The organism is Arthrobacter sp. YAF17 (assembly GCF_052113365.1).
GTDB lineage: Bacteria > Actinomycetota > Actinomycetes > Actinomycetales > Micrococcaceae > Arthrobacter.
In genome coordinates, this window is sequence record NZ_JBFRDB010000033.1 from 1 (window position 1) to 22,596 (window position 22,596).

Consider the following 22,596-nt stretch of genomic DNA (forward strand, 5'->3'; position numbering starts at 1 on the left):
GATGGTGCGGTGACGCCGGTGCGGTGACGCCGGCGTCGACGACGTTTGATGTGTTGCAGGATGCCGGGACGGTGTTGGTCGATGATGCTGCGGGGTCGACGTTGAATCAGGTGTCGGCGGCGCAGATGCGGTTGGGCGGGGATAAGAAGTTGCCGGGGTCGGCGGAGGTGAGTTTCGGGTCGAAGGTCATTTCGGTGACGGATGCGGCGAAGGGCTCAGTGTGGGCGTTGTCGCCGTCGACGGTGGGCGGTTTTGATGCCGAGAGTTCCGAGCCGGTGCTGGCGGGGTCGGCGGGGACGGTGTCGGCGGTGGGTGCTGATGACCGGATTTACAGTGCGGATCCGAAGTCGGGGCAGGTCACGGTCACGGCGGTGGATGCCGAGGGCGCGGCGACGGACGTGCAGTCCAGTACCTGGGATGGGTTGAAGGGTGCGGGGGATCTGCAGCTGGCGGTGGTGGGGGATGCGCCGGTGGTGTTGGATGCGGGCCGGGGGAAGTTGTTCCTGCCGGGCGGCCGTGAACTAGCGCTGGAGAACGCAAAGGACGCGAAGCTGCAGCTTTCGGGTCCGGGTGCGGATGCGGTGGCGGTCGCGACGCCGAGGGCGTTGTTGTTGCAGCCGTTGGATGGTTCGACGGCGAAGACGGTGACGTTTGGCGGGCAGGGGGTGCCGGCGGCTCCGGTGCAGCTGGGCGGGTGTGTGCATGCGGCGTGGTCGGGGGCGAATAAGTATGTCCGGGACTGCGCGGATGATGCCAGTGACAAGACGGTGGATGTGCCGAAGGCCAGCGCGTCGCCAAGTTACGTGTTCCGGGTGAACCGGGACCTGGTGGTCCTGAATGATGTGAATTCCGGGAATGTGTGGCTGGTGAACCAGAACATGCAGCTGGTCAACAACTGGGACGACGTGGTCCCGCCCAAGAACCAGTCCAATGACCAGGACCAGGAATCGGCGGACAACAACACCGTCAACATCCTGCCGGACCGCACCAAGCCCAACCGCCCCCCGGAAACCAAGCCCGACGCCGTCGGCGTCCGCCCCGGCCGCACCACCATCCTGTCCGTGCTCGACAACGACTCGGACCCCGACGGCGACGTCCTCACGGCCTCCGTCGGCGACAACGGCCCCGCAGCCGGCAGCCTCGAGAACATCTACGGCGGGACCGCCTTCCAGATCACCGTCCCCCCGGACGCGAAGCCCGGGGCCGAAACCTTTGCCTACAACGCCGCCGACGGGCGGGGCCTGTCCGCCGCGGGCAGCATCACGCTGAACGTCGTCGGCCCGGACGAGAACAAACCGCCGCTGTTCAAGCGCGGCGACCCCACCACCATGCTTGTGGAGCAGGGCAAAACCGTCAGCCAGAACATCCTCACCGACTGGACCGACCCCGACGGCGACGACCTCGTCCTGATGGACGCCAAGGCCGACAACGAGCAGGACCAGGTCAAGGTCCGCCGTGACGGCCTGCTCACGTACCAGGACTCCGGCGCCGCCCCCGGCAAGAAATCCGTCACCGTGACTGTCTGGGACGGCCGCGCCACCACCACCGGCAAGGTGGTGGTCAACGTCCAGCCCCCGGGCGCACTGCAGCCGGTGGTCAACGCCGACCACGTCACCGCCGTCGTTGGCCAGGACCTCGTGATCGCCCCGCTCAAGAACGACGTCGACCCCAACGGCGGCGCGCTGCGCCTCGCCCAGGTGGAAGCGGCCGGCACCGCAGAACTTGGTCCCGTGACCGACGGCGGAACCTTCACCTTCCGCAGCAGCACCCCGGGCCCCATCTACCTGACGTACATTGCCAGCAACGGCCCGCAAAGCAGCCAGGGCCTGATCCGTGTGGACGTCGAATCCGGCAAGGACGCCGGCAACCCCGTCGCCGTGCACGACGTCGCCCTGATGCCCGTCGGCGGAAGCGTGCTCCTGGATCCACTGGCCAACGACTCGGACCCGTCCGGAGGCGTGCTGGTGCTGCAGTCCGTCCAGCTGCCGGAGAACGCCACAGCATCGGTCAGCGTCATCGACCACAGCGTCCTGCGGATCACCGACGTCGTCGGCACCAAGGACCCGTTCACCTTCCGCTACACCATGTCCAACGGCACCCAGTCAGCCACCGGCAGCGTCTCCGTGGTCCCCGTTCCGGCACCCGCCGTCGTCGAGGCCCCGCAGCCCAAACCTGACGAAGTGAACGTGCGGGTCAACGACGTCGTCACCATCCCGGTGCTGGCCAACGACACCCACCCGCAGGGCGAGAAGCTCACCCTGGACCCCGTCCTGCCGCAACCCGTCCCCGATACGGACGGGAAAAGCTTCGTCTCCGAAAACACCCTCCGCTTTATCGCCGGCGCGGAGCCCAAAACAGTCCGCGCCATCTACAACGCCGTGGACCCGCAGGGCCAGAAGAGCGCCGCGGCCGTCACCATCCACATTCTGCCCCTGGAAGGCGCAGAAAACTCCCGCCCGCAGCCCAAGAACCTCACCGCCCGCGTGGTGGCGGCCGGGTCGGTGCGGATTCCGGTGGAGCTTGACGGGATCGACCCCGACGGCGACTCCGTCCAGCTGACCGGGATCGACAGCACTCCGGCGATGGGCACCGCCACCGTGGGCAGCAACTTCATCGACTTCACGGCAGCCGGCGACGGCGCCGGCACGGACACCTTCCGCTACAAAGTGGTGGACCGGCAGGGCGCCGTCAACACCGGAACCGTCACCGTCGGCATCGCCCCGCGCGGGGACACGAACCAGAAGCCCACCCCGGTGGACGACGAGGTCAAGGTCCGCCCGGGCCGCCAGATCGCCGTCGACGCCGCCGGCAACGACACCGACCCCGACGGCGACCCGATCCGGATTGTCAGCGACGGCATCGAAGCCGCCCCGGAACTGCAGGCCACCGTCAGCAAGCAGAGCTCCCGCATTCTCCTGCTGGCCCCCGGCGAGGAGGGCACCGTCAACGTGCGCTACACCGTCGCGGACGACCGCGGCGCCACGGCGCAGGCCGCCATCGCCGTCAAGGTGCAAAAAGACGTGCCGCTGCAGGCCCCAATCGCCCGGGACGACAGGGTGACCTCCGCCCAGACGCTCGGTAAAACCGCCGTCGACGTCCCCGTCCTCAAGAACGACGAGGACCCCGACGGCGTCGGCGAAAACCTCAAGATCGCCACCGACGCCACCACCGCCCGGCCCGGCACCGAGGGCAACATGGTGGTGGAACTGACCGAGCAGCCCCAGCTCATCCCGTACACCGTGGAAGACGTGGACGGCCAGAAGTCCACCGCCATCATCTGGGTGCCCGGAGTAGGCCAGCAGGTCCCCACCCTGGCCAAGGACGAGGTGATTGAACTAGTCGCAGGGCAGTCCGTCACCGTGGACCTCAAGGAATGGGTCAAGGTCCGCGAGGGACGCTCGCCGCGGCTGACCCAGACGGACCGGATCAAGCTGATCGGCGCCGACGGCTCCGACCCCGTGGCCAACAACGGCACCGCCCTGAAGTACACGGCCGGCCAGGACTACGTGGGCCCCGGCTCGCTCAGCTTCGAGGTCACCGACGGCTCCGGACCGGACGACCCCGCGGGGCTGAAAGCGACCCTGAGTATCCGCACCAAGGTGCTTCCGGACCCCAACCGGAACAACCCGCCCGTGCTGCTGGGCAGCCAGGTTGAGGTACCCAAGGCGGACTCCACCACCACCGACCTGTCCAGGCTGACCACAGACCCGGACGAGGGCGACGTGGACCAAATGAAGTACGAACTGGTGGGCGCCGTCCCGGCCGGTTTCGACGCCAGCATCGACGGGAAAACCCTGAAGGCCTCGGCTAAGGACGGCACCGACGCCGGAGCGGGCGGGGCGGTCCAGGTCAAGGCCAGGGACCCCCGCGGGCTCGAAGCCACCGCCACGTACCAGCTGACCGTTACGGCCTCCAACCGGCCCAAGCCCGTGGCCAACGACGACTTGGAGCCCAACTCCGCGGCCGGCAAGCCCGTCACCGTGCGGGTGCTGGACAACGACGCCAACCCGTTCCCGGAAACGGCGCTGAAGATCGTATCCGCCGTGACCGAGACCGGCCAAGGCTCCGCTGCAGTCACCGGGGACGCCGTGACGGTGACCCCGGCGGCGGGGTTCTCGGGAACCATGATCGTGTCCTATACGGTGGCCGACAAGACCGGTGACGTGTCACGCTACGCGACGGCCCGGATCCGGCTGACCGTCAAGGACAAGCCCCTGGCGCCCACCACTCCGCAGGCCGCGAGCGTGGGGGACCGCACTGCCCTGCTGAACTGGACGGCACCGGCGGACCGCGGCTCGGCGATCACCAAGTACACGGTCTACGGCGAGGGCGGCTACCGGCAGGACTGCCCGGCCAACTCCTGCACCCTCACCGGGCTGGCCAACAACACCAAGTACCACTTCCAGGTCACCGCCAGCAACACCCTCGGCGAATCCGAGCGGTCCCCGGCGTCGGCCGAGGTGCGCCCGGACGTCAAGCCTGACACCCCGGCCGCGCCCGCCTTGAAGTTCGGCGACAAGCAGCTCACGGTGACATGGGCGGCCCCGGCGTCCAAGGGCTCCCCGGTTAAGAGCTACGACCTGGAGATTTCCCCGGCTCCCGCCGGGCAGAACGCCCAGATCCAGAACCTCACCTCTACGAGCTACGTGTGGAAGGGCCTCAAGAACGGCGTGGCCTATAAAGTCCGGGTCCTGGCCCGCAACGACGCCAAGGAGCCCTCCGAATGGAGCGCCTACTCCGCCGCCGAGACGCCAGCCGGGGTGCCCGTCACCCCGGCGGCTCCAAGCGCAAGCCAGGCAGGTTCCGTGGGCACGCAGAGCCAGCTCAAGGTGACCTGGGCGGCGCCGAACAACRACGGCGACGCCGTCTCGTCCTACACGCTGACCACGCGGCGCGGGGGAGCCGCCGTGGGGAGCCAGCAGGTCTCCGGTACCTCGCAAAACGTCACGGTGGACAATTCGGAGGCGGACTACACCTTCACGGTGGCCGCCACCAACAAGGCCGGAACGTCCGCAACAAGCCCGGGGTCTGCCCCGGTGCGGGCAGCCGGCAAGCCCGGCAGGGTCACGAGCGGCACAGTTGCCGCGCCCGGAAACAGCGGACAGCTGAAGGTGACATTCACGCCACTGAACCAGGCCCAGCGCAACGGCTCGCAGGCCTCCGAAATCAGCTACCGCTGGACCACGGCGTACGGCTCAGGCCCGATCAGCGCCCCGGGAGGCACCATCGGCGGCCAGCCCAACGGCAGGAACGTCACTGTCAACATCGTCGCCGTCTCCACGAAGAACAACGTCTCCGGGGATGCCCAGGCCATCGGTTCGGCTGTTCCCTATGGCCAGCCGGGAAGGCCCAGCCTCGCCGGCGGCACCTCCAACAAGGGCGACGGGCAGGTGCACTGGACGTGGACGGCGCCGAACGACAACGGCCGGGCGATCAACCGCTACGAAGTGAACTACGAGGGCACCGGCTGGAAGAGCGTCGGCATGAACCGCAGCTACGACCACAACGCCGGGGGCTGGAGCGCAAGCCGCAATCTGAAAGTCCGGGCCTGCAACGGCACGGACGGGAGCAACGACTGCGGTCTTGACGATGCAGCCACGTCCACATCCGGGGCGGACCCCACGCCGCCGCTGTCCCAGATCCAGGCGCACAACAGCACCTGCCCGGGCAAGCCCAACACACCGGACACCTACAGTCCGAACGGGCCAACGTGCGGCGCCGGCTGGGTGCAACGGTCCGAAGGGAAGCTCAACATCAACTGCACGAAGGACATCTACGGCAACGGGACGCCGTGGTACCGCGTGACCGAAGGCAGCCACCCCAACTGGTACGTGAAGTCAACCACCGTGGATCTCTTCGGACCCAAGCCGGGCGGCTGCTGATGCCGCCCACTAAACTGGCCGCCGGACTCAGCGGAAATCCCCGCCGGCGGGACACCAAGCATTTTCACCAAGAACAGAAGAGGACCAACCCATGACCATGACCACCGAACAGGCCGAATGGTTTGCCGGCACTTTCGAGAAGCTCGTAGCCAACGTCGGCCAGGCCGTGCTGGGCAAGTCCCACGTCATCCGCCTGACCTTCACCGCGATGCTGGCCGAGGGACATGTCCTCTTCGAGGACGCGCCGGGCACCGGAAAGACCTCCCTGGCCCGCGCCCTCGCGGCCACCGTCCAGGGCTCCAACAACCGCATCCAGTTCACCCCGGACCTGCTGCCCTCGGACGTCACCGGCGTGACCATCTATGACCAGAAGACGCAGAAGTTCGAGTTCCACAAGGGCCCCATCTTCAACAACATCGTCCTCGCCGATGAAATCAACCGCGCCTCGCCCAAGACCCAGTCGGCACTGCTCGAAGTCATGGAAGAATCCCGCGTCACGGTGGACGGCACCACCTACGAGGCCGGCCGCCCGTTCATGGTGATGGCCACCCAGAACCCGATCGAGCAGGCCGGCACCTACCGGCTGCCCGAGGCCCAGCTGGACCGCTTCCTGATCAAGACCTCCATCGGCTACCCGGACCACGCCTCCACGGTCCAGCTGCTCGGCGGCGCCAACCTCAAGGACCGCTCCAAGGACATCACCGCTGTCATCACCACCCAGGCGGTCGCCGACATGGCCGACCTGGCCGCCACCACCCACGTGGACACCGCCGTGCTGGAATACATCTCCCGGCTCTGCGAGGAGACCCGCACCGCGCCGGAGACCCGCCTTGGCGTCTCCGTCCGCGGCGCCCTCGCCATGGTTCGGGCCGCCAAGGTCTGGGCCGCCAGCCAGGGCCGCAACTTCGTGCTCCCGGACGACGTCAAGGACCTGGCCGCCGTCGTCTGGACCCACCGCCTGGTGATGGACCCGGAAGCCGAATTCTCCGGTGCCACCGCAGAAGCCGTGCTGAAGCGGGTGCTGGCCGAGGTTGCCGCACCGCAGCAGCGCGCCTCCGTGTCCTAGGAACACAGCCCAACAGCACCGGCAGGCTGTACCGCCCGGCGGCATCGCCGCCACCACCGGCACCCACCCAGCACGAACAAAGGCACCCATATGTCCTCCAGCACTCCGCTGACCCGGCTTGCTGAACGCCTGCAACGGCCCTTCCACCGGGACGGCAGGCCCACGCGCCTGCATCCGGCCTCCCTCTGGACCGAGGCCGGAAGCACCGCGGGCCTGGCCCTCGCCCCGGCCTGGCGCGCCGTCCGGGCACTCTGGCTTCGGTTCGTGTGGCCGGTCCTGTCCGTGGTGAGCGTGCTGGGCTGGTCGGTGCTGGCAGCCTCGATCCTGCTGTGGACCGTCGGCCAGGCGTTTGGCTGGCAGGAAGCCAAAGCGGCAGCAATCGCAGCGTTTGTCCTGTTCGTGCTCGCCGTCGGCTTCATCCTGGGCCGCTCGTCCTACGGCGTCGTCCTGGACCTGGCCCGCACCCGGGTCGCGGTGGGGGACAGCGCCGTCGGCAGCATTGCGGTCTCCAACACCGCACCCCGGCCGCTGCTGCCCGCTGACCTGGAACTCCCGGTCGGAGCCGCCACCGCCGTGTTCCACCTGCCCCGGATGAAACCCGGGCAGGTCCATGAGGACCTCTTTACGATCCCCACCGCGCGCCGCGCCGTGATCGTGGTAGGCCCGGTGCGTTCAGTCCGCGCCGACCCGCTGCACCTGCTGCGCCGCAAGGTGCTCTGGACCGAACCCGAGGACCTCTTCGTGCACCCGAAAACCGCGGCGCTGGCCGGCTCGGCCGCCGGCTTCATCCGCGACCTCGAGGGCATGCCCACCACGGACCTGTCCAGCGCCGACGTCTCCTTCCACGCGCTGCGCGACTACGTGCCGGGCGATGACCGCAGGCACATCCACTGGAAGACCACGGCCCGCACCAACAAGCTCATGGTCCGCCAGTTCGAGGAAACCCGCCGCGCGCACCTCGCCATCTCGCTGTCCATCAACACGGACGAGTACGCCTCCGACGAGGAGTTCGAGCTGGCCATCTCCGCCGCCGCCTCGATCGGACGGCAGGCCATCCGCGAACAGCGCGACCTCGATGTGCTCACCCAAAAAGGTCCGCTGCGCTGCGAAACCGGCCGCAACATGCTCGATGACATGACGCGGATTGTCGGCGCACCCCAGCGCAAAACCGCCGTCGACCTTGCCCGGAGCCTGGCGGACACCGTCCCCAACGCCTCCGTGGTGTTCCTGGTTGTGGGCAGCAACGTCACCCCCACCCAGCTGCGCTCCGCCTCGGCTTCGGTGCCGATGGGCGTCCGCAGCCTCGCCGTCCGGCTCCAGCTCGGCGCCGCGCCGGCCCGGGCCAACATCGGCGACCTGACCGTCCTGACCCTCGGCGACCTCTCTGACCTGGCCATCGTGCTGAGGAAGGCGGCAGCATGAGCACCGCACCCCCGCTCCGCCCCCGCAACAACGCGGCCAAGCGTTCCGGCTTTGCCGACGGCCAGCCAGCCTGGCACCTCGCGCTCGACGCCGGCGCGCTCACCGTCCTGCTCGGCCTCGGCGTCCTCGGCTTCAGCCTCAGTTTCGGCGGCGACCCGTACTACCTCATCGCGGGCTTTGGCGGCATCGTGCTGGGCCTGGCCCTCGCGGCGGCCACGGTGCACTTCCGGCTGGGGCTTCTGATCACCGCGGCGCTGACGCTCGGCGCTTACCTCGTCTTCGGCACGGCCCTGGCAGTTCCGGAGGCCTCCTTCGCCGGGGTGCTGCCCACCCTCGATTCGCTGCGCACCCTGCTGCTCGGCGTCGTGTTCGCCTGGAAGGACATGCTCACTGTCGGTGTGCCGGTGGGCACCGCCGGCGGCACCCTGATTGTGCCGTTCCTGAGCTCGCTCCTCACCGCACTGGCTGCCGGGCTGCTGATCTGGCGGCTCAAGAGCCCGTACTGGCCGCTGCTGCCGGTGCTGGTGCTGTTCGTCACCGGCATCGCCTTCAGCACGAACGCAGGGTTCCTCACGGTGGAACGCGGCATCTCCCTCACCGTGGTCGCCATCGCGTGGGCCACCTTCCGCCGCGATGCGCTCCGCCGCAGCAACACCCGGAAGGTCTCCGTCAACCGGCTGGAGACGGACGAGGCCACCGCCCGCGCGGCCACGCTGCGCCGGCTGGGAACCGCCGCCGCGGTGATCGCCGCCGCCGTCGGGATCACCGCCATCGCGTCCCCGCTGGTCACCGCCAGTGACGACCGCCGCGTGCTGCGCAACACGATCGTCCCGCCGTTCGACCCCAAGGACTACGTGACGCCGCTGGCGAGCTTCCGGAACTTCGTGAAGGACAAGAAGGACGACGACCTCTTCGTCGTCAAGGGCCTCCCCAAGGACGCCCGGGTGCGGCTCGCCGCACTGGATTCCTACAACGGCACCAACTACAACATGGACCCGAACGGCTCCGGCAGCTTCAGCAAGGTGGGCGACGCCAAGTCCCTCAACACCCTGGCCGACTCCACCGGGATTGTGCCCAGCAACAACTACACGCTGGACATCACCATCGAGGACTACCAGGGCTACTTCCTGCCCGGCGGCCGTAAAACCACGGGGATCAGCTTTGCCCGGGACGGCTCGGGTGCCGCTTCGGGACTGTACTTCAACGCCGGGACCGACACGGCCGTGACCACCAGGGGCCTCGCCAAGGGCGATGCCTACCAGGTCCAGGTTGCCGATCCCGCCACCCTGGAGCACGGGCAGCTGACCCAGTACGACTTCGCCAAGCTGTCCCTGCCGGCCCCCGCCGAGGTGCCTCCGGTGGTCGGCTCCCAGGCGAACGACCTCGCCGCCGATGCGCCCACTGCCATCGACCGGGTCCGCCAGATCGAGGCGCACTTCCAGAAGAAGGGTGCCTTCAGCAACGGCCTGATCGCCGACGGCCAGCTGCCCAGCGTCTCCGGGCACGGGGCCAACCGCGTCCGGAGCCTGCTCACCGCCAAACAGATGCTCGGCGACGACGAACAGTACGCCGTCGCGATGTCACTCATGCTGCGCCACCTAGGCATCCCCTCCCGCGTGGTGATGGGGTTCTACCCGGATCCCAAGAGCCCGGAAAACGGCGCGGGCGAAGTGAAGATCACCGGCAAGGACGTCCACGCCTGGGTGGAAGTCGCCTTCGACCGGGTGGGCTGGGTGTCCTTCGATCCCACGCCGCCGAAGGACAATGTGCCGATCCCGCCGGATCCGGAAAACAAGTCCAAGCCCAAGCCGCAGGTGCTGCAGCCGCCGCCCCCGCCGCAGGAGCCTGCGGACCTTCCGCCGGACTCTTCGCCGGATGCGCTGGACGCCGACGAGAAGAAGAACAACCCCTGGCTCTTCTGGGGCCCCCTGCTCACGGCGATCGGCATCGCGCTCATCCCGGTCGGGATCCTGGCGCTGCCGCTGTTGCTGATTGCCCTGCTCAAGTCCCGACGGCGGAAGTTCCGGTTCAGTGACGGACCCCCGGCGCAACGCGTCGGCGGCGGCTGGAACGAAATTGTCAGCTTCGCGACAGACCTGGGCGCCGGTGTGGACGCCCGTGCCACCCGGCGCGAGTCCGCCGTCGTCCTCGCCGATGCCTTCCCGGCCGCCGGCGGAACCACCACGCTGCTCGCGAACCGGGCCGACGCCGCGATCTTCGGTGCCGGACAGCCGAGCGAGGACCAGGTCCGCGAGTACTGGGACATCGTGGACGGCTCGCTGAAGGAGCTGACCGGGACCCTCGGGTTCTGGGGGCGGCAGAGGGCCCGGTTCTCGCCGCGCTCCCTGCTGGCCGACGGCCGGGCCGCGCTCACACTTCGGGGCCTGAAGCCCCGTCTGCCGGGCGGCAAGCGCGGCGCACGTGCGGGATCAGAATGGCCCGCGGGTACAGTGGAATCCGATCCGGCCGCCGCAGCCCACCGTGACGGTGCTGCCGATGCCGCCACCGAGTCCAGCCAGACCGCCAGGAAGAACCGCAACGAGCCATGACCGACGACGCCGAGCACTGCCCGCGCTGCCAGCAGCCGCTCCGCCCTGGGGCTGCCTTCTGCACCTCCTGCGGCACGCCGCTGAGCAACCGCTCCGCGCGGAACGCCCGCAACGTGCGGGACGTTCTCCAGCCCCAGCCGATCCCCGGTAGTATCCCCGTAACACTGGGCCCGGCTCCGGGCCGCGGACAAGGGGGAGGTCCTTCCATGCCGAGCAAGCTCGAGGTGGTTCCGGCAACTGCCGGGAAGCGGCTGGGAGCTGCCGTGCTCGACTGGCTCCCGCCCGTCACCGTCCTGACCATCCTGCTGGCGGTAGGATTCGCCGGCATCACCCGGAGCCAAAGCGGCGGCTTCATCGTGTACGACACCTCATCCCTGGTGCTGTTCGGCGGGATTGGTGCGGGCCTCACGCTGGTCTACGTGATGGTCCTGGCCGTGCTCGAAGGCCGAACCGGCGCGACCCTCGGCAACCGCCTGATGGGCATCCGCAGCACGGATGCCGACGGCTTCGCTCCGGGCGGGGGTGCGGTGTTCCTCCGCGGCCTCATCACCGGCGCTGGAATGCTGCTGGCCGTGCTGGCCGCCGCGGCCGTGGTGATATTCCAATGGTTCGGCGTGGCCCTGCTGGTGCTGGGACCGCTGCAGTTCCTAGGGGCGGCCTGGGCTGTCCTCGTGGTGCTGTCCAGTACCTGGGACCGCAACGGACAGCTCCGCGGCTGGCACGATACGGCCGCCAAGACCCTCATGTTCGACGTGAAGTCCGGACGCAATCCCATCGCGACCGGCGGCATCGCGGGCCCCTACAGCTTCGCGCCGCTGGACCTCCCTCCGGTCCAGCAAGTCGCCTCGCCGCTGGCCGCTGCCGCATTGGGAGTCCCGGCAGCGCTCAACCCCAACGAATGGCAGCCTCCCGCCGCCGTCCTTTCCGCCCCTGCCTCCGGCCGGCAGTCTGCCGTTCTTCAGCAGACCGACTCCGTGCGGCCGTCCGGTGTTGCGCAAAAGCCGCCAGTCCAGCAGCCGCCAGTCCAGGAGCCGGCAGTCCAGCAGCCGGTTCCGTACGCGGCGTCGTTCGCGCCTCCCGCAGGGTCCGCGATGCCCCAGCCGGGCGCGCATCCCGATGACGACCACGACCGCACCCAGGTCCGCGGCGACACAGACGCCCCGGTCACAGTGGCGATGCTCCGGATCCGGCTCGACGACGGCCGCGACATCGAGCTGGACCGTACCGTGCTGATCGGCCGGAACCCTGCCGGACACCAGGGCGAGGACTCCGTGCAGCTGATCCCGGTTGCCGACCCGGGCCGCTCGATTTCCAAGACCCATCTCCATCTGCTTGCCGGAAACGGGGGAATCTGGGTGACGGACCGCAACTCCACCAACGGCAGCGCCGTGACCACCCCGGACGGTATCCGTACCGCCCTCGCGGCGGGGGAGCCCACCCACGTCCGCCCAGGTTCCACCGTGCACTTCGGTGACCGCTCCTTCTACCTAGGACAGGCATGAACTCCCAGCCGGCCGCCGAGCCCTCCCCAGCCAACTCCGACACGGCCCCCGTGCCGTCCCTGGACAGTCCTTCAGGCAGTTCCTCCAGTACCGGAAGCAGTTCCAGCAGTTCCTCCAGCCTCCGGCTCAACTGCGGCTACGGCACCGACCGTGGCCTCCGCCGCGAAATGAACGAGGACTCCTTCATTGCCTCCGATCCCGTCTTTGCCGTCGCCGACGGCATGGGCGGGCATGAGGCCGGCGAGATCGCCAGCGGCATCTGCGTGCGCACACTCTCCCGGATACCGCAGTTGGCGAGTGGAGAGCGGAACGCCACGGCCGGCGTCGTGCAGGAGTATCTGCTGATGGCGGACGAGGGCATCCGCGAGGCCACGGGCTCCCGCGCCGGGACCACGCTCTCAGGCGTCGTGGTGGTGGAGCAGATGGGCGCGCCGTACTGGCTGGTCCTCAACATCGGCGACTCCCGGACCTACCGGCTCAGCCAGGGCAAGCTCAGCCAGGTCAGCGTGGACCACTCCGAGGTCCAGGAACTGGTGGATGCCGGGCAGATCACCCTGGCCCAGGCCGCCGTTCACCCCCGCCGGCACGTCGTCACCCGCGCCCTCGGTACGGGGGACGAGACGGAGGCCGACTACTGGTTGCTGCCCATGGAGGAAGGCGACCGGATCCTGGTCTGTTCCGACGGCCTCAACGGCGAACTCGACGACCAGCACATCTCCAACATCCTGCGCTCCCACGCGGACCCGCAGGCGGCCGTCGATGAACTCATCCAGGCGGCCCTGCGCAGCGGCGGCCGGGACAACGTCACCTGCATCGTGCTGGACGCCACCAACGTCACCAGCGACTACGACGGCGCCGCCCAGACCGCGCCGCGCAGCGCCGCCGCGGCGGAGGACGAGGACACCCTGCCCCGGACCGACGCCCTGGACCTCGCCCCCAACGGGGAAGTGGCATCCGGGGTTGGAGGCGGCTCAGCGGCTGAAGCGCCGGCAGCTGAAGAACACGCTTCTGAAGGACACGGCAAGGACCCGAACGATGGCAAGCAGTAACCCCGCCGCTGCCGCGCGCTACACGCCCGGCAGCTGGCTCGGTGTGGTGCGCTCCGGAACCGTGGTCCTGCTGCGCCCGGACAGCGCGCCCGCCCTGGTTGAATCACTGTGGGACCTCCTCGCCGCAGGCCCCGAAGTGCACGAGGTGCTCGACGCCGTGACGTCGGCCTCGGGGGGTTCGCTCGCCCGGCTGCCCTGGTTCGCGATCGTGGCCAGCAACGGGTCCATCCAGGTGTTCCTCCGCGGCGAGATCGACCTCACCGTGGACCTGCCGGCCGGGCAGGTGGAACTCAGCGGCCGCGATGTCACCACGTGGACGGAGCGGCGCTTCTCACAAGCCGCCGGATTCAGCCTGACGGTTCCCGGTGCCGCGGCCGCCGGGGCAGCCGACCTCGCTTTGGACCTGCCTGTGGCGGACGGTGTGGTCCTGCTGCAGGGCCTGCGAGTGAACTTCAACGGTGCTGCCAGGCGTGAGGAGGCCCCGGCGGTCCCTGCCGCGGCCACAACTGCAGCCGTGGCGGCCGATCTGGCAGCCGTGGATCTCTCTGCAGTGAATCCGGCAACGGCCGCCGAAGCGGCGGTGGAGGACGAAGTCCTGGCAGCGGCCGAGGCCGACATTGCCGCCGGGCTGAGCGAGCACGGTGCCTCCGCGGAGACCGTGCTGGAGTTCCCGGGCGAGGACTCCGAGCGCGACGGAACCCTGCACGGAGAACCGGAACCGGAACCGGCACTTGAACAGGAGCCGGAACTGGAACCGGCACTTGAACCGGAACCGGAACCGGTGCCCGTACCCGAACCGGCCGAGCAAGAGCTGACCAGCAGCTACGACCACCTCTGGGAACAGACGGTGATGCGAAGCATCGAAGACGCCGCCGTCCGCGAGGACCCCGACGCCGATTCCGAACCAGCTGTCGAGTCCGCCCAAGGCGGGCCGGCCAAAGACGATACCGCCCAAGACGAGTCCACCGCCGTCGAGTCCGCCAATGCCGGGCCCGCGCCCGAGCCCGCTGCGTCTAACGGGGGAGCGCCCGACGATGCAGCAACCCAAGCCGCTCCGGCCGCCGCGCCGGAACCGCCCGCGGCACCGCGGCCGGCGGTCCCCGCCGGGCTGATCGATTCGGTGCCCTGGAACACCGGCGGCGACCGGCCGTCGTCGGCGTCGTCGGCGTCCCAGCCGCCGGCGCCGTCACCTGTGCCGTCCGCACCGCTGCCGCCCACGGCCCCGCAAGCACCCGCCCCCCACGCCCCCCACGCACCCGACCAGCACGCAGCCGCGAGCCAGCAATGGCCAGCCGCGCAGCCCGGCGCCGATGCGGACCACGACGGCCAGACGATCATGAAGGGCGGCCTCGCCGGGGCCGGGCAACGGCCCGCTGCCCAGCGCTCGTCCACAGGACAGGACACAGGACCGTCCACCGGGCCCCTGGTGCTGGCACGGGTCTGCCCGCAGGGACACGCGAACCCCTCCACATATTCCCACTGCGGCCGTTGCGGAGACCCGCTCCCCGGCGACGGCGTCCAGGTCCGGCGCCCGCGGCTGGGCCGGATGCGCCTGTCCACCGGCGAGCTGATCGACCTCGACCAGTCACTCGTCGTGGGACGCCAGCCCTCGGTGTCGCGCGTCCAGGGCGCCGTGATGCCGAAACTGATCCAGGTGGCGAGCCCCAGCGGCGATATCTCCCGCTCGCACGTGGAGGTCCGGCTCGAAGGGTGGCACGTTATGCTGTGCGATCTCAAGGCGACCAACGGCACCGTCCTGGTCCGTGAGGGACAGCCTCCCCGCCGGCTGGCCCAGGGCGAGATGGCCATCCTGCTCGACGGCGACATCGCCGAAGTCGGCGACGGCATCTCGCTGCGCTTTGAGGAGATCCCATGAGCTCAAAACGGCCTGTAGCCCCGCCGCCGATCATTCCGGGCTTCACCTACATCAGCCTGCTCGGCTCCGGCGGGTTCTCCGACGTGTACCTCTACGAGCAGGACAGGCCGCTCCGCAAGGTGGCCGTCAAGGTGCTGCTTTCCGACCTCAAGACCGAGGGCGCCCGCCGCCGCTTCGAATCCGAAGCGAACCTGATGGCGCAGCTGTCCTCGCACCCGTACATCGTGACCATCTTCGAAGCCGAGATCACCGACTCCGGGCATTCCTACCTGGCCATGGAGTACTGCTCCCGGCCCAGCCTCGACGTCCGGTACCGGCGGCAGCGCTTCAGCGTGGACGAGGTCCTCGCCGTCGGCATCCAGGTGGCATCCGCCGTCGAGACTGCCCACCGGGCCGGAATCGCGCACCGCGATATCAAGCCCGCCAACATCCTGGTCACTGACTACAACCGGCCCGCCCTGACAGACTTCGGCATCTCCGGCACCCTCGCCGGTGACGCCGACGAGGACGCGGGCATGTCCATCCCGTGGTCCCCGCCGGAGCAGTTCACCGGCCACCAGGTGGACGGCGTCCTGGTGGACGTGTGGGCCCTCGGCGCCACGCTCTACACCCTGCTGGCCGGCCGGTCCCCGTTTGTGCTGCCGGGGGCGGACAACTCCCAGCGCGAGCTGATCTCCCGCATCACCAACCTGCCCGTGCCGAAGCTGGGCCGCGCCGACGTGCCGGAATCCCTGGAACTGGCGCTCTCGACGGCGATGGCCAAGTCCGCGTCCTCCCGCTACTCCTCGGCCCACGCCTTCGCCCTGGCCCTGCAGCGGATCCAGGCCGAACTGAACCTCTCCGTGACCCCCTTTGAGGTCTTGGAGGAGCCGCGTGCCGAGGAAACCCACCCCGACGAAGGCTTCGAGGAAACCCGCGTCCGCAGCGTCGCCTCGATTGATCCCGACGCCACCGGCAGCTCGCCCACCTTCCCGGCAAGGTTCCCCGCCGGGGACACCGGCCCCACGGCCGACAACGCCACGACGTTCAACAAAGCGGGCTTCAACAACGCCGCCTTCAACACTGCGGGCTTCACTCAGGGGACAGTCCCGCGGCCGCCGGCGATGCCTGGCTTTGACAGGCCCGGAACCGGACCCGGGGCTGCCGCCGGTGCCGACGACGACGACGTCGCCGCCACGGTCAACCGCTCCAGCACCGCTGTCGCGTCCTCGCACACGGGGGACATCGGCGGGTCCGACGGCGCGGGGGAGCCCCCGGCCGGCCACGGCCGCAGGAACCTGCTGCTCTCGATCGTCGGCGGCACCGTCCTGGTGGCCGCCGTCGTCCTGGGGATCGTGGCGGGCACCAACCGGCCGGAACCGGCGCCGAAAGCGACAGACCAGGTCAGCAAACCGCCCGCGGACGCGCTGGACAACGGCACCGTGCCGGACGTCACCGGGCTGGCCGGTGCGGCCGGGCCGGCCGGGAAAGTCAGTTTCAGCTGGACCAACCCGCAGCCGAAACCGGGGGACAGCTACAAATGGCGGGTCCACACGCTCAAGGGTGACGGGCAGTACCAGGCCAGTGCCGGGCCGGCCGCCGAAATGGCGGCGAACCCGGCCGAACCCAGCTGCATCCAGGTGATGATCGTCCGCAGTGACGGTGCCTCCTCGCCGCTTGGCCCGGATTCCATCGCCTGCGTTCCTAAGTAGCACCACCAACGAGTTTCCAGAAAGGCACGGCACATGGGGGATCTGGCAATAGATTTCTGCGGCGAGTGGCATGAGCCCTCGGACGAGGACATCTTCAGCATCGGCCGCGAAGGCGACCTCGAGGTGGACGACAACCCGTACCTGCACCGGCAGTTCCTGCAGATCGCCCGCTACGACGGCATCTGGTGGCTCAGCAACGTCGGCAGCATGCTCTCCGCGACCATCGCCGACGCCTCCGGCGGGATGCAGGCGTGGCTCTCGCCCGGGGCACGGATTCCGCTGGTCTTCAGCCACACGAACGTCATCTTCACCGCCGGCCCCACCACCTACGAGTTCGCCGTGCACCTCCGCACCCCGGCGTTCCGGCAGGAATCGCGCGAGGAGGACAGCGGCGGTGACACCACGATCGGCCCGGTGATCTTCACGGACTCGCAGAAGGCCCTGATCGTGGCCCTCGCCGAGCCCGTGCTGCGCCGCGAGGGGACCGGCTTCAGCGCCATTCCGTCCTCCGCCGACGCCGCCAAGACCCTGGGCTGGGCACTGACCCGGTTCAACCGAAAGCTCGACAACGTGTGCGACAAACTGGACAGGGTGGGTGTCGCCGGCCTGCGTGGCGGCGGCGGAAAACTCGCCACCAACCGCCGCGCGCGGCTCGTGGAGCATGCCGTCACCTCACACCTGGTGACGCCGGCTGACCTGTACCTGCTCGAAGAGCACAACAGAGACAAGCAACCGCCCCAGGAACCCGGCACGGGAAAGACCAACGAAGCATGAGAATCCGACTGACACTGCGCCGCGACCCGGCCGAGGCCAAAGACCTTGCCGTCACCGTGGACGGTCTCGCCACAGTGGCGGACATCGCCACCCAGCTCTGGGCCGCCGACCCGGCGCGGCGGGGGACCCCGCCGCCGTCGAACCTCTCCCTCAGCATCGAGGAGGCCTTCGCCGCCGGCGGCATGAAGGGCAGCGTCCTGGACCGCAAGGACAACCTGCTCGAATCCGGGCTCCGGCCGGGCTCCATCGTCTCGCTGACCCAGCTCAGTGAGCAGTTCGGGACGCCCGGTGCGAACCGGGGGCCGGCGGCGGCGACGCTGCGGGTGCTGTCCGGGCCCGACGTCGGACGCGAATTCTCGCTGCCGTCGGGCACCAGCTACATCGGCCGGGGCCGCGACGCCGACATCCGGCTCACGGACCCGCTCACGTCCAAGCGGCACGCCCGCATCACGGTCGGCGAGACGGTCGAGATCGTGGATACGAACTCGGCCAACGGGCTGCTGATGGACGGGCTGCCGGTCACCCGCGCCACGCTGAACTCCTCGGACACCGTGGCCCTGGGCGACACGACCGTTTCGGTGGTGTCGCTGGGAACCGGGCACAGTTCCGCCCCGACCTCCCCGCTGATCGACTTCAACCGCTCGCCGCGTGTGGTGCCGCGCTTCGAGCAGCAGAAACGGATGCTCCCCGCCGGGCCCAAGCGCCAGGAGCACCACGCCTTCCCGTACATCATGCTGCTCGCCCCGCTGATGATGGGCGGCATCCTGTTCGCCGTCACGCAGAACGTGCTCTCGGTCGTCTTTATGCTGATGATGCCGCTGTTCATCGTGGGCCATTACGTGGACCAGAAGCTGCAGGCCAAGCGGGAGCGCAAGGAACAGCTCAAGCAGTTCCGCGAGTCCATGGCCGCCTTCCGGGCGGACATCACCCGGCTGCAGAACGTGGAACGCTCGGTCCGGCTGCAGGAAGCACCCTCCGTCAGCGACACCGTGGACTCGATCTACAAACTCGGCCCGCTGCTCTGGACCCACCGGCCCGAGCACACCGGATTTCTGGGCCTGCGCTTCGGCCTGGGCACCGCGCCGTCGCGGATCCAGTTCGAGGAACCCAACAGCAACGACACCGAAGCCGAGTACATGGCCGAAATCCAGGAGTGCATGGCGCAGTTCCGGGACATCGAAGGCGTGCCGGTCGTCTCGCAACTGCGCTCCGCCGGCTCCTTCGGCCTGGCGGGATCCCGCGGCCTCGTCGACGATGTGGCCCGCGGCATGGTCCTGCAGCTCGTCGGCCTGCACTCGCCGGCCGAAGTGGTCCTGGCCGCCATCACCTCGGCGCAGTCGAAGGAACGCTGGGAATGGCTGCAGTGGCTCCCGCACGTCGGCTCCGGCCACAGCCCGCTCAGCGGCGACCACCTCGCCGCCGGCCCCGCGGGCGGCTCAGCCCTGCTCTCCCGGCTGGAAGACCTGATCGACCAGCGCGAGGCCGCGTCGCAGACTCCGCGCCCGGCCCCGCGGCCCGGCGTCGACCCGCTCGTTACGGACCTGGCGGAACCGCTGGTGCCCACCGTGCTGGTGGTCGTCGAGGACGACGCACCGGTGGACCGCGGCCGGCTCACCCGGGTCCTCGAGCGCGGCCCCGACTCCGGGGTGCACGTGATGTGGGTGGCGTCCTCGGTGCAGCAGCTTCCGGCCGCGTGCCGGGACTTCATGGCGGTCGACGGCGACCACGGCACCACCACCGGCCAGGTCCGGCTCGGCCGGCACACCTTCCCGGTGAGCTGCGAAAGCCTCGACGCCGGCCTCGCCGCCCAGCTGGCCCGGATGCTCACGCCGGTAGTCGACGTCGGAAAGCCACTGGAGGATGATTCCGACCTGCCGCGCGCCGTCTCTTACGCGACCCTGATCGGCAAGGATTTCCTCGACAACCCGGCGGCCGTGGCCGAACGCTGGACCGAAAACAACTCGGTCCGGGCCTCCGCCGTGCCCAACCGCAAGGACAACGGCACGCTCCGGGCCCTGGTGGGCTCCAAGGGCATCGAACCGCTCTACCTCGACCTCAAGAACGAGGGCCCGCACGCCCTCGTCGGTGGCACCACCGGCGCCGGCAAGTCCGAGTTCCTGCAGTCCTGGGTGATGGGCATGGCCGCGGCCTACAGCCCGGACCGGGTGAGTTTCCTGTTCGTGGACTACAAGGGCGGCGCCGCGTTCGCGGACTGCCTGCACCTGCCGCACACCGTGGGCCTGGTCACCGACCTCTCCCCGCACCTGGTGCGCCGCGCGCTGACCTCGCTGCGGGCCGAGCTGCACCACCGGGAACGGCTGCTGAACCGGAAGAAGGCCAAGGACCTGCTGGAACTCCAGCGCGAAGCGGACCCGGACGCGCCGCCGTACCTGATCATCATCGTGGACGAGTTCGCGGCCCTGGCCACCGAGGTGCCGGAATTCGTCGACGGTGTGGTGGACGTCGCCGCCCGCGGCCGGTCCCTGGGCCTGCACCTGATCCTGGCCACCCAGCGCCCGGCCGGCGTCATCAAGGAAAGCCTGCGCGCCAACACCAACCTGCGGGTGGCGCTGCGGATGGCCGACGAGGACGACGCCGTCGACATCCTCGGCGTGCCCACCGCGGCGTACTTCGACCCGTCCATTCCCGGCCGCGGCGCCGCCAAAACCGGCCCCGGCCGGATCCAGGGCTTCCAGACCGGCTACGTCGGCGGCTGGACCACGGAGAAGCCGCAGCGGCCGCAGATCGAGATCGTCGAGATGGCCTTCGGCTCCGGACCGGCCTGGGCCGCCCCGGCGCCCGAGAGCCCGGTCAAGGAAGAAGCTGCCGGCCCGAACGACATCGCCCGGATGACCGCCAACATCATCAAGGCCGCCGACGTGCTCTCCATCGACCCGCCGCGCAAACCCTGGCTGGACGAACTCGCCACCACCTACGACTTCTCCAAGCTGCCGAACCCCCGCACCGACGAACGGCTGCTCCTTGGCGTGGCGGACGACCCCGCGCACCAGGACCAGCCCACCGTCTTCTACGAGCCGGACCAGGACGGCAACATGGCCATCTACGGCACCGGCGGCTCCGGCAAGTCCGCGGCCCTGCGCAGCATCGCCATCGCTGCCGCGGTCACCCCGCGCGGCGGGCCGGTCAACGTCTACGGCATCGACTGCGGCTCCTCGGGGCTCAAGATGCTCGACGAGCTGCCGCACGTCGGCGAGATCATCAACGGCGACGACGTCGAACGCGTCGGCCGGCTGCTGCGCTGGCTCCGGGACCTCGCGGACGACCGCGCGGCCCGCTATTCGGAGGTCCGCGCGTCCACCATCGTGGAATACCGGAAGCTGGCGAACCAGCCGGACGAGAAGCGGATCTTCGTGCTCGTGGACGGCATGTCCTCCTTCCGCGAGGCCTACGAATACAGCAAACTCTCGGCGCTGTGGGACATCTTCCTGCAGCTCGCCACGGACGGCCGCCCGCTGGGCATCCACCTCGTGGTCAGCGGGGACCGGCCCAACTCGGTGCCGGCGTCGCTGCTGGCCTCGATCCAGCGCCGGCTGGTGCTGCGCCTCTCTTCGGAGGACGACTACCTGTCCATGGACGTACCCAAGGATGTCCTGGGCCGGGCCTCGCCTCCGGGCCGCGGACTCCTGGGCAACCTCGAAGTGCAGCTCGCGGTGCTCGGCGGCAACTCCAACCTGGCCGTGCAGGCCCGCGAGGTGCACAAGCTCAGCGAAGCGATGCTGCGCCAGGGCGTGGAACGCGCCCCGCAGATCGAACGCCTGCCGGACCAGGTGGACCTCGAGATCCTGCCCGCCGGAAGCCCGGACCTGCCGGTGATCGGCGTCGACGACGAGACGCTCCAGCCGGCCGAGATCCTGGCCAAGGGACCGCTGCTGCTGGCCGGCCCTCCCGGCTCCGGCCGCACCGTGGCCATGGTGACCCTGGCCTACGCGCTGCGCCGCTCCAACCCCGGCGTCGAACTGATCTACGTCGGCTCCCGGCGCTCCGCCGCCGCGTCCCTGAAGCTCTGGGACCGCTCCGTGGTGGGCGCCGACGACGTCGAGGAGGCCCTCGACGAGCTGGTGGACTACTCCACCGGCACGCCGGGCAAGCTGGCGATCTTCATCGAGGGGCTGACCGACTTCACCGACACGGGCGCGGAATCCGGGATCGAACGGCTCGTGACGGCCTCGGTCAAGGCCGAACAGTGGGTGGTGGGCGAATCCGAAACCTCCACCTGGTCCTCGGCCTGGTCGCTGGCTCAGCCCTTCAAGTCCGGCCGCCGCGGCCTGCTCCTCAACCCCGGCGACATCGACGGCGACAGCCTCCTCAGCACCTCGCTGGGCCGGATCAGCACGGACTTCATCCCGGGCCGCGGCTACATCGTGGGCCGCGGCAAGGTCCGCAAGCTCCAGGTCGCGCTGCCGCCCGAGAACCGGAACTAGACCCGTTGCGCTGTCAGTTGTGGTTGCTTCCGGGCCCGGATAGGGACAACAACTGACAGGGCATCGGGGGATGGGGAGGGCTGCCCATCGACACGTTTTCGGCGGGCAGGGTAGCTTTTAGGCAATGGACTTCCGGAACAGCCGGGGGCCTTTGGGGGACGCCGACAGAATTCGGGTCCGTTTCATTGAACTTTAGGAGAGATAACGCATGGCTATTTGGGGCGCAGACATTGCTCAGCTCAAGACTCTTGGGACCAAGCTGCAGGCCGGTTCGTCCGAGATCGACAAGCAGAGGTCGCTGCTGACCAAGGTGCTCGAGGGCACCGACTGGAAGGGCCCGGAC

The 22,596-nt window shown here is 69.3% G+C and carries 10 protein-coding genes; all 10 read left to right on the forward strand.

What is annotated here, in order from left to right; translation table 11 throughout:
- Positions 1–23: 23 nt before the first annotated feature.
- The 10 genes from AB4Y67_RS18130 to AB4Y67_RS18175 all read left to right on the forward strand — a co-directional run bounded on the left by AB4Y67_RS18130 (position 24) and on the right by AB4Y67_RS18175 (position 22,253).
- Positions 24–5,882, forward strand: coding sequence for an Ig-like domain-containing protein (locus AB4Y67_RS18130; protein WP_441407150.1), 5,859 nt, complete (start codon positions 24–26; stop codon positions 5,880–5,882).
- Positions 5,883–5,973: 91 nt separating this feature from the next.
- Positions 5,974–6,948: an AAA family ATPase gene (locus AB4Y67_RS18135; RefSeq protein WP_441407151.1), complete on the forward strand. Its 975-nt coding sequence runs from the start codon at positions 5,974–5,976 to the stop codon at positions 6,946–6,948.
- A 90-nt stretch (positions 6,949–7,038) separates the two neighbouring features.
- A complete protein-coding gene (locus AB4Y67_RS18140; RefSeq protein WP_441407152.1) occupies positions 7,039–8,370 on the forward strand; it encodes a DUF58 domain-containing protein in 1,332 nt (443 codons plus the stop codon).
- A complete protein-coding gene (locus AB4Y67_RS18145; protein ID WP_441407153.1) occupies positions 8,367–10,919 on the forward strand; it encodes a transglutaminase-like domain-containing protein in 2,553 nt (850 codons plus the stop codon). The genes AB4Y67_RS18140 and AB4Y67_RS18145 overlap by 4 nt, the downstream gene beginning before the upstream one ends.
- Entirely contained in the window at positions 10,916–12,421 is a 1,506-nt protein-coding gene (locus AB4Y67_RS18150) for an RDD family protein (RefSeq protein WP_441407154.1), read from the forward strand. The genes AB4Y67_RS18145 and AB4Y67_RS18150 overlap by 4 nt, the downstream gene beginning before the upstream one ends.
- A complete protein-coding gene (locus AB4Y67_RS18155; protein ID WP_441407155.1) occupies positions 12,418–13,470 on the forward strand; it encodes a PP2C family protein-serine/threonine phosphatase in 1,053 nt (350 codons plus the stop codon). Before AB4Y67_RS18150 ends, AB4Y67_RS18155 begins: the two co-directional genes overlap by 4 nt.
- The gene (locus AB4Y67_RS18160) at positions 13,457–15,346 is read left to right on the forward strand and encodes an FHA domain-containing protein (protein ID WP_441407156.1); all 1,890 of its coding nucleotides are present in this window, start codon (positions 13,457–13,459) and stop codon (positions 15,344–15,346) included. The genes AB4Y67_RS18155 and AB4Y67_RS18160 overlap by 14 nt, the downstream gene beginning before the upstream one ends.
- Complete coding sequence (locus AB4Y67_RS18165) at positions 15,343–17,037, forward strand: serine/threonine protein kinase (protein ID WP_441407157.1); 1,695 nt, start codon at positions 15,343–15,345, stop codon at positions 17,035–17,037. Before AB4Y67_RS18160 ends, AB4Y67_RS18165 begins: the two co-directional genes overlap by 4 nt.
- 33 nt (positions 17,038–17,070) lie before the next feature.
- On the forward strand, positions 17,071–17,811 hold the full coding sequence (locus AB4Y67_RS18170; protein WP_441407158.1) for a hypothetical protein: 741 nt from the start codon (positions 17,071–17,073) through the stop codon (positions 17,809–17,811).
- Positions 17,808–22,253: an FtsK/SpoIIIE domain-containing protein gene (locus AB4Y67_RS18175; RefSeq protein ID WP_441407159.1), complete on the forward strand. Its 4,446-nt coding sequence runs from the start codon at positions 17,808–17,810 to the stop codon at positions 22,251–22,253. The genes AB4Y67_RS18170 and AB4Y67_RS18175 overlap by 4 nt, the downstream gene beginning before the upstream one ends.
- Positions 22,254–22,596 lie beyond the last annotated feature (343 nt).

Excerpts from the sequence above, each read along its gene's own strand:
- AB4Y67_RS18160 (WP_441407156.1), top strand. The coding sequence starts at position 13,457 with ATGGCAAGCAGTAACCCCGCCGCTGCCGCGCGCTACACGCCCGGCAGC.
- AB4Y67_RS18150 (WP_441407154.1), top strand. The coding sequence starts at position 10,916 with ATGACCGACGACGCCGAGCACTGCCCGCGCTGCCAGCAGCCGCTCCGC.
- AB4Y67_RS18140 (WP_441407152.1), top strand. The coding sequence starts at position 7,039 with ATGTCCTCCAGCACTCCGCTGACCCGGCTTGCTGAACGCCTGCAACGG.
- AB4Y67_RS18165 (WP_441407157.1), top strand. The coding sequence starts at position 15,343 with ATGAGCTCAAAACGGCCTGTAGCCCCGCCGCCGATCATTCCGGGCTTC.
- AB4Y67_RS18145 (WP_441407153.1), top strand. The coding sequence starts at position 8,367 with ATGAGCACCGCACCCCCGCTCCGCCCCCGCAACAACGCGGCCAAGCGT.
- AB4Y67_RS18175 (WP_441407159.1), top strand. The coding sequence starts at position 17,808 with ATGAGAATCCGACTGACACTGCGCCGCGACCCGGCCGAGGCCAAAGAC.
- AB4Y67_RS18155 (WP_441407155.1), top strand. The coding sequence starts at position 12,418 with ATGAACTCCCAGCCGGCCGCCGAGCCCTCCCCAGCCAACTCCGACACG.
- AB4Y67_RS18170 (WP_441407158.1), top strand. The coding sequence starts at position 17,071 with ATGGGGGATCTGGCAATAGATTTCTGCGGCGAGTGGCATGAGCCCTCG.
- AB4Y67_RS18135 (WP_441407151.1), top strand. The coding sequence starts at position 5,974 with ATGACCATGACCACCGAACAGGCCGAATGGTTTGCCGGCACTTTCGAG.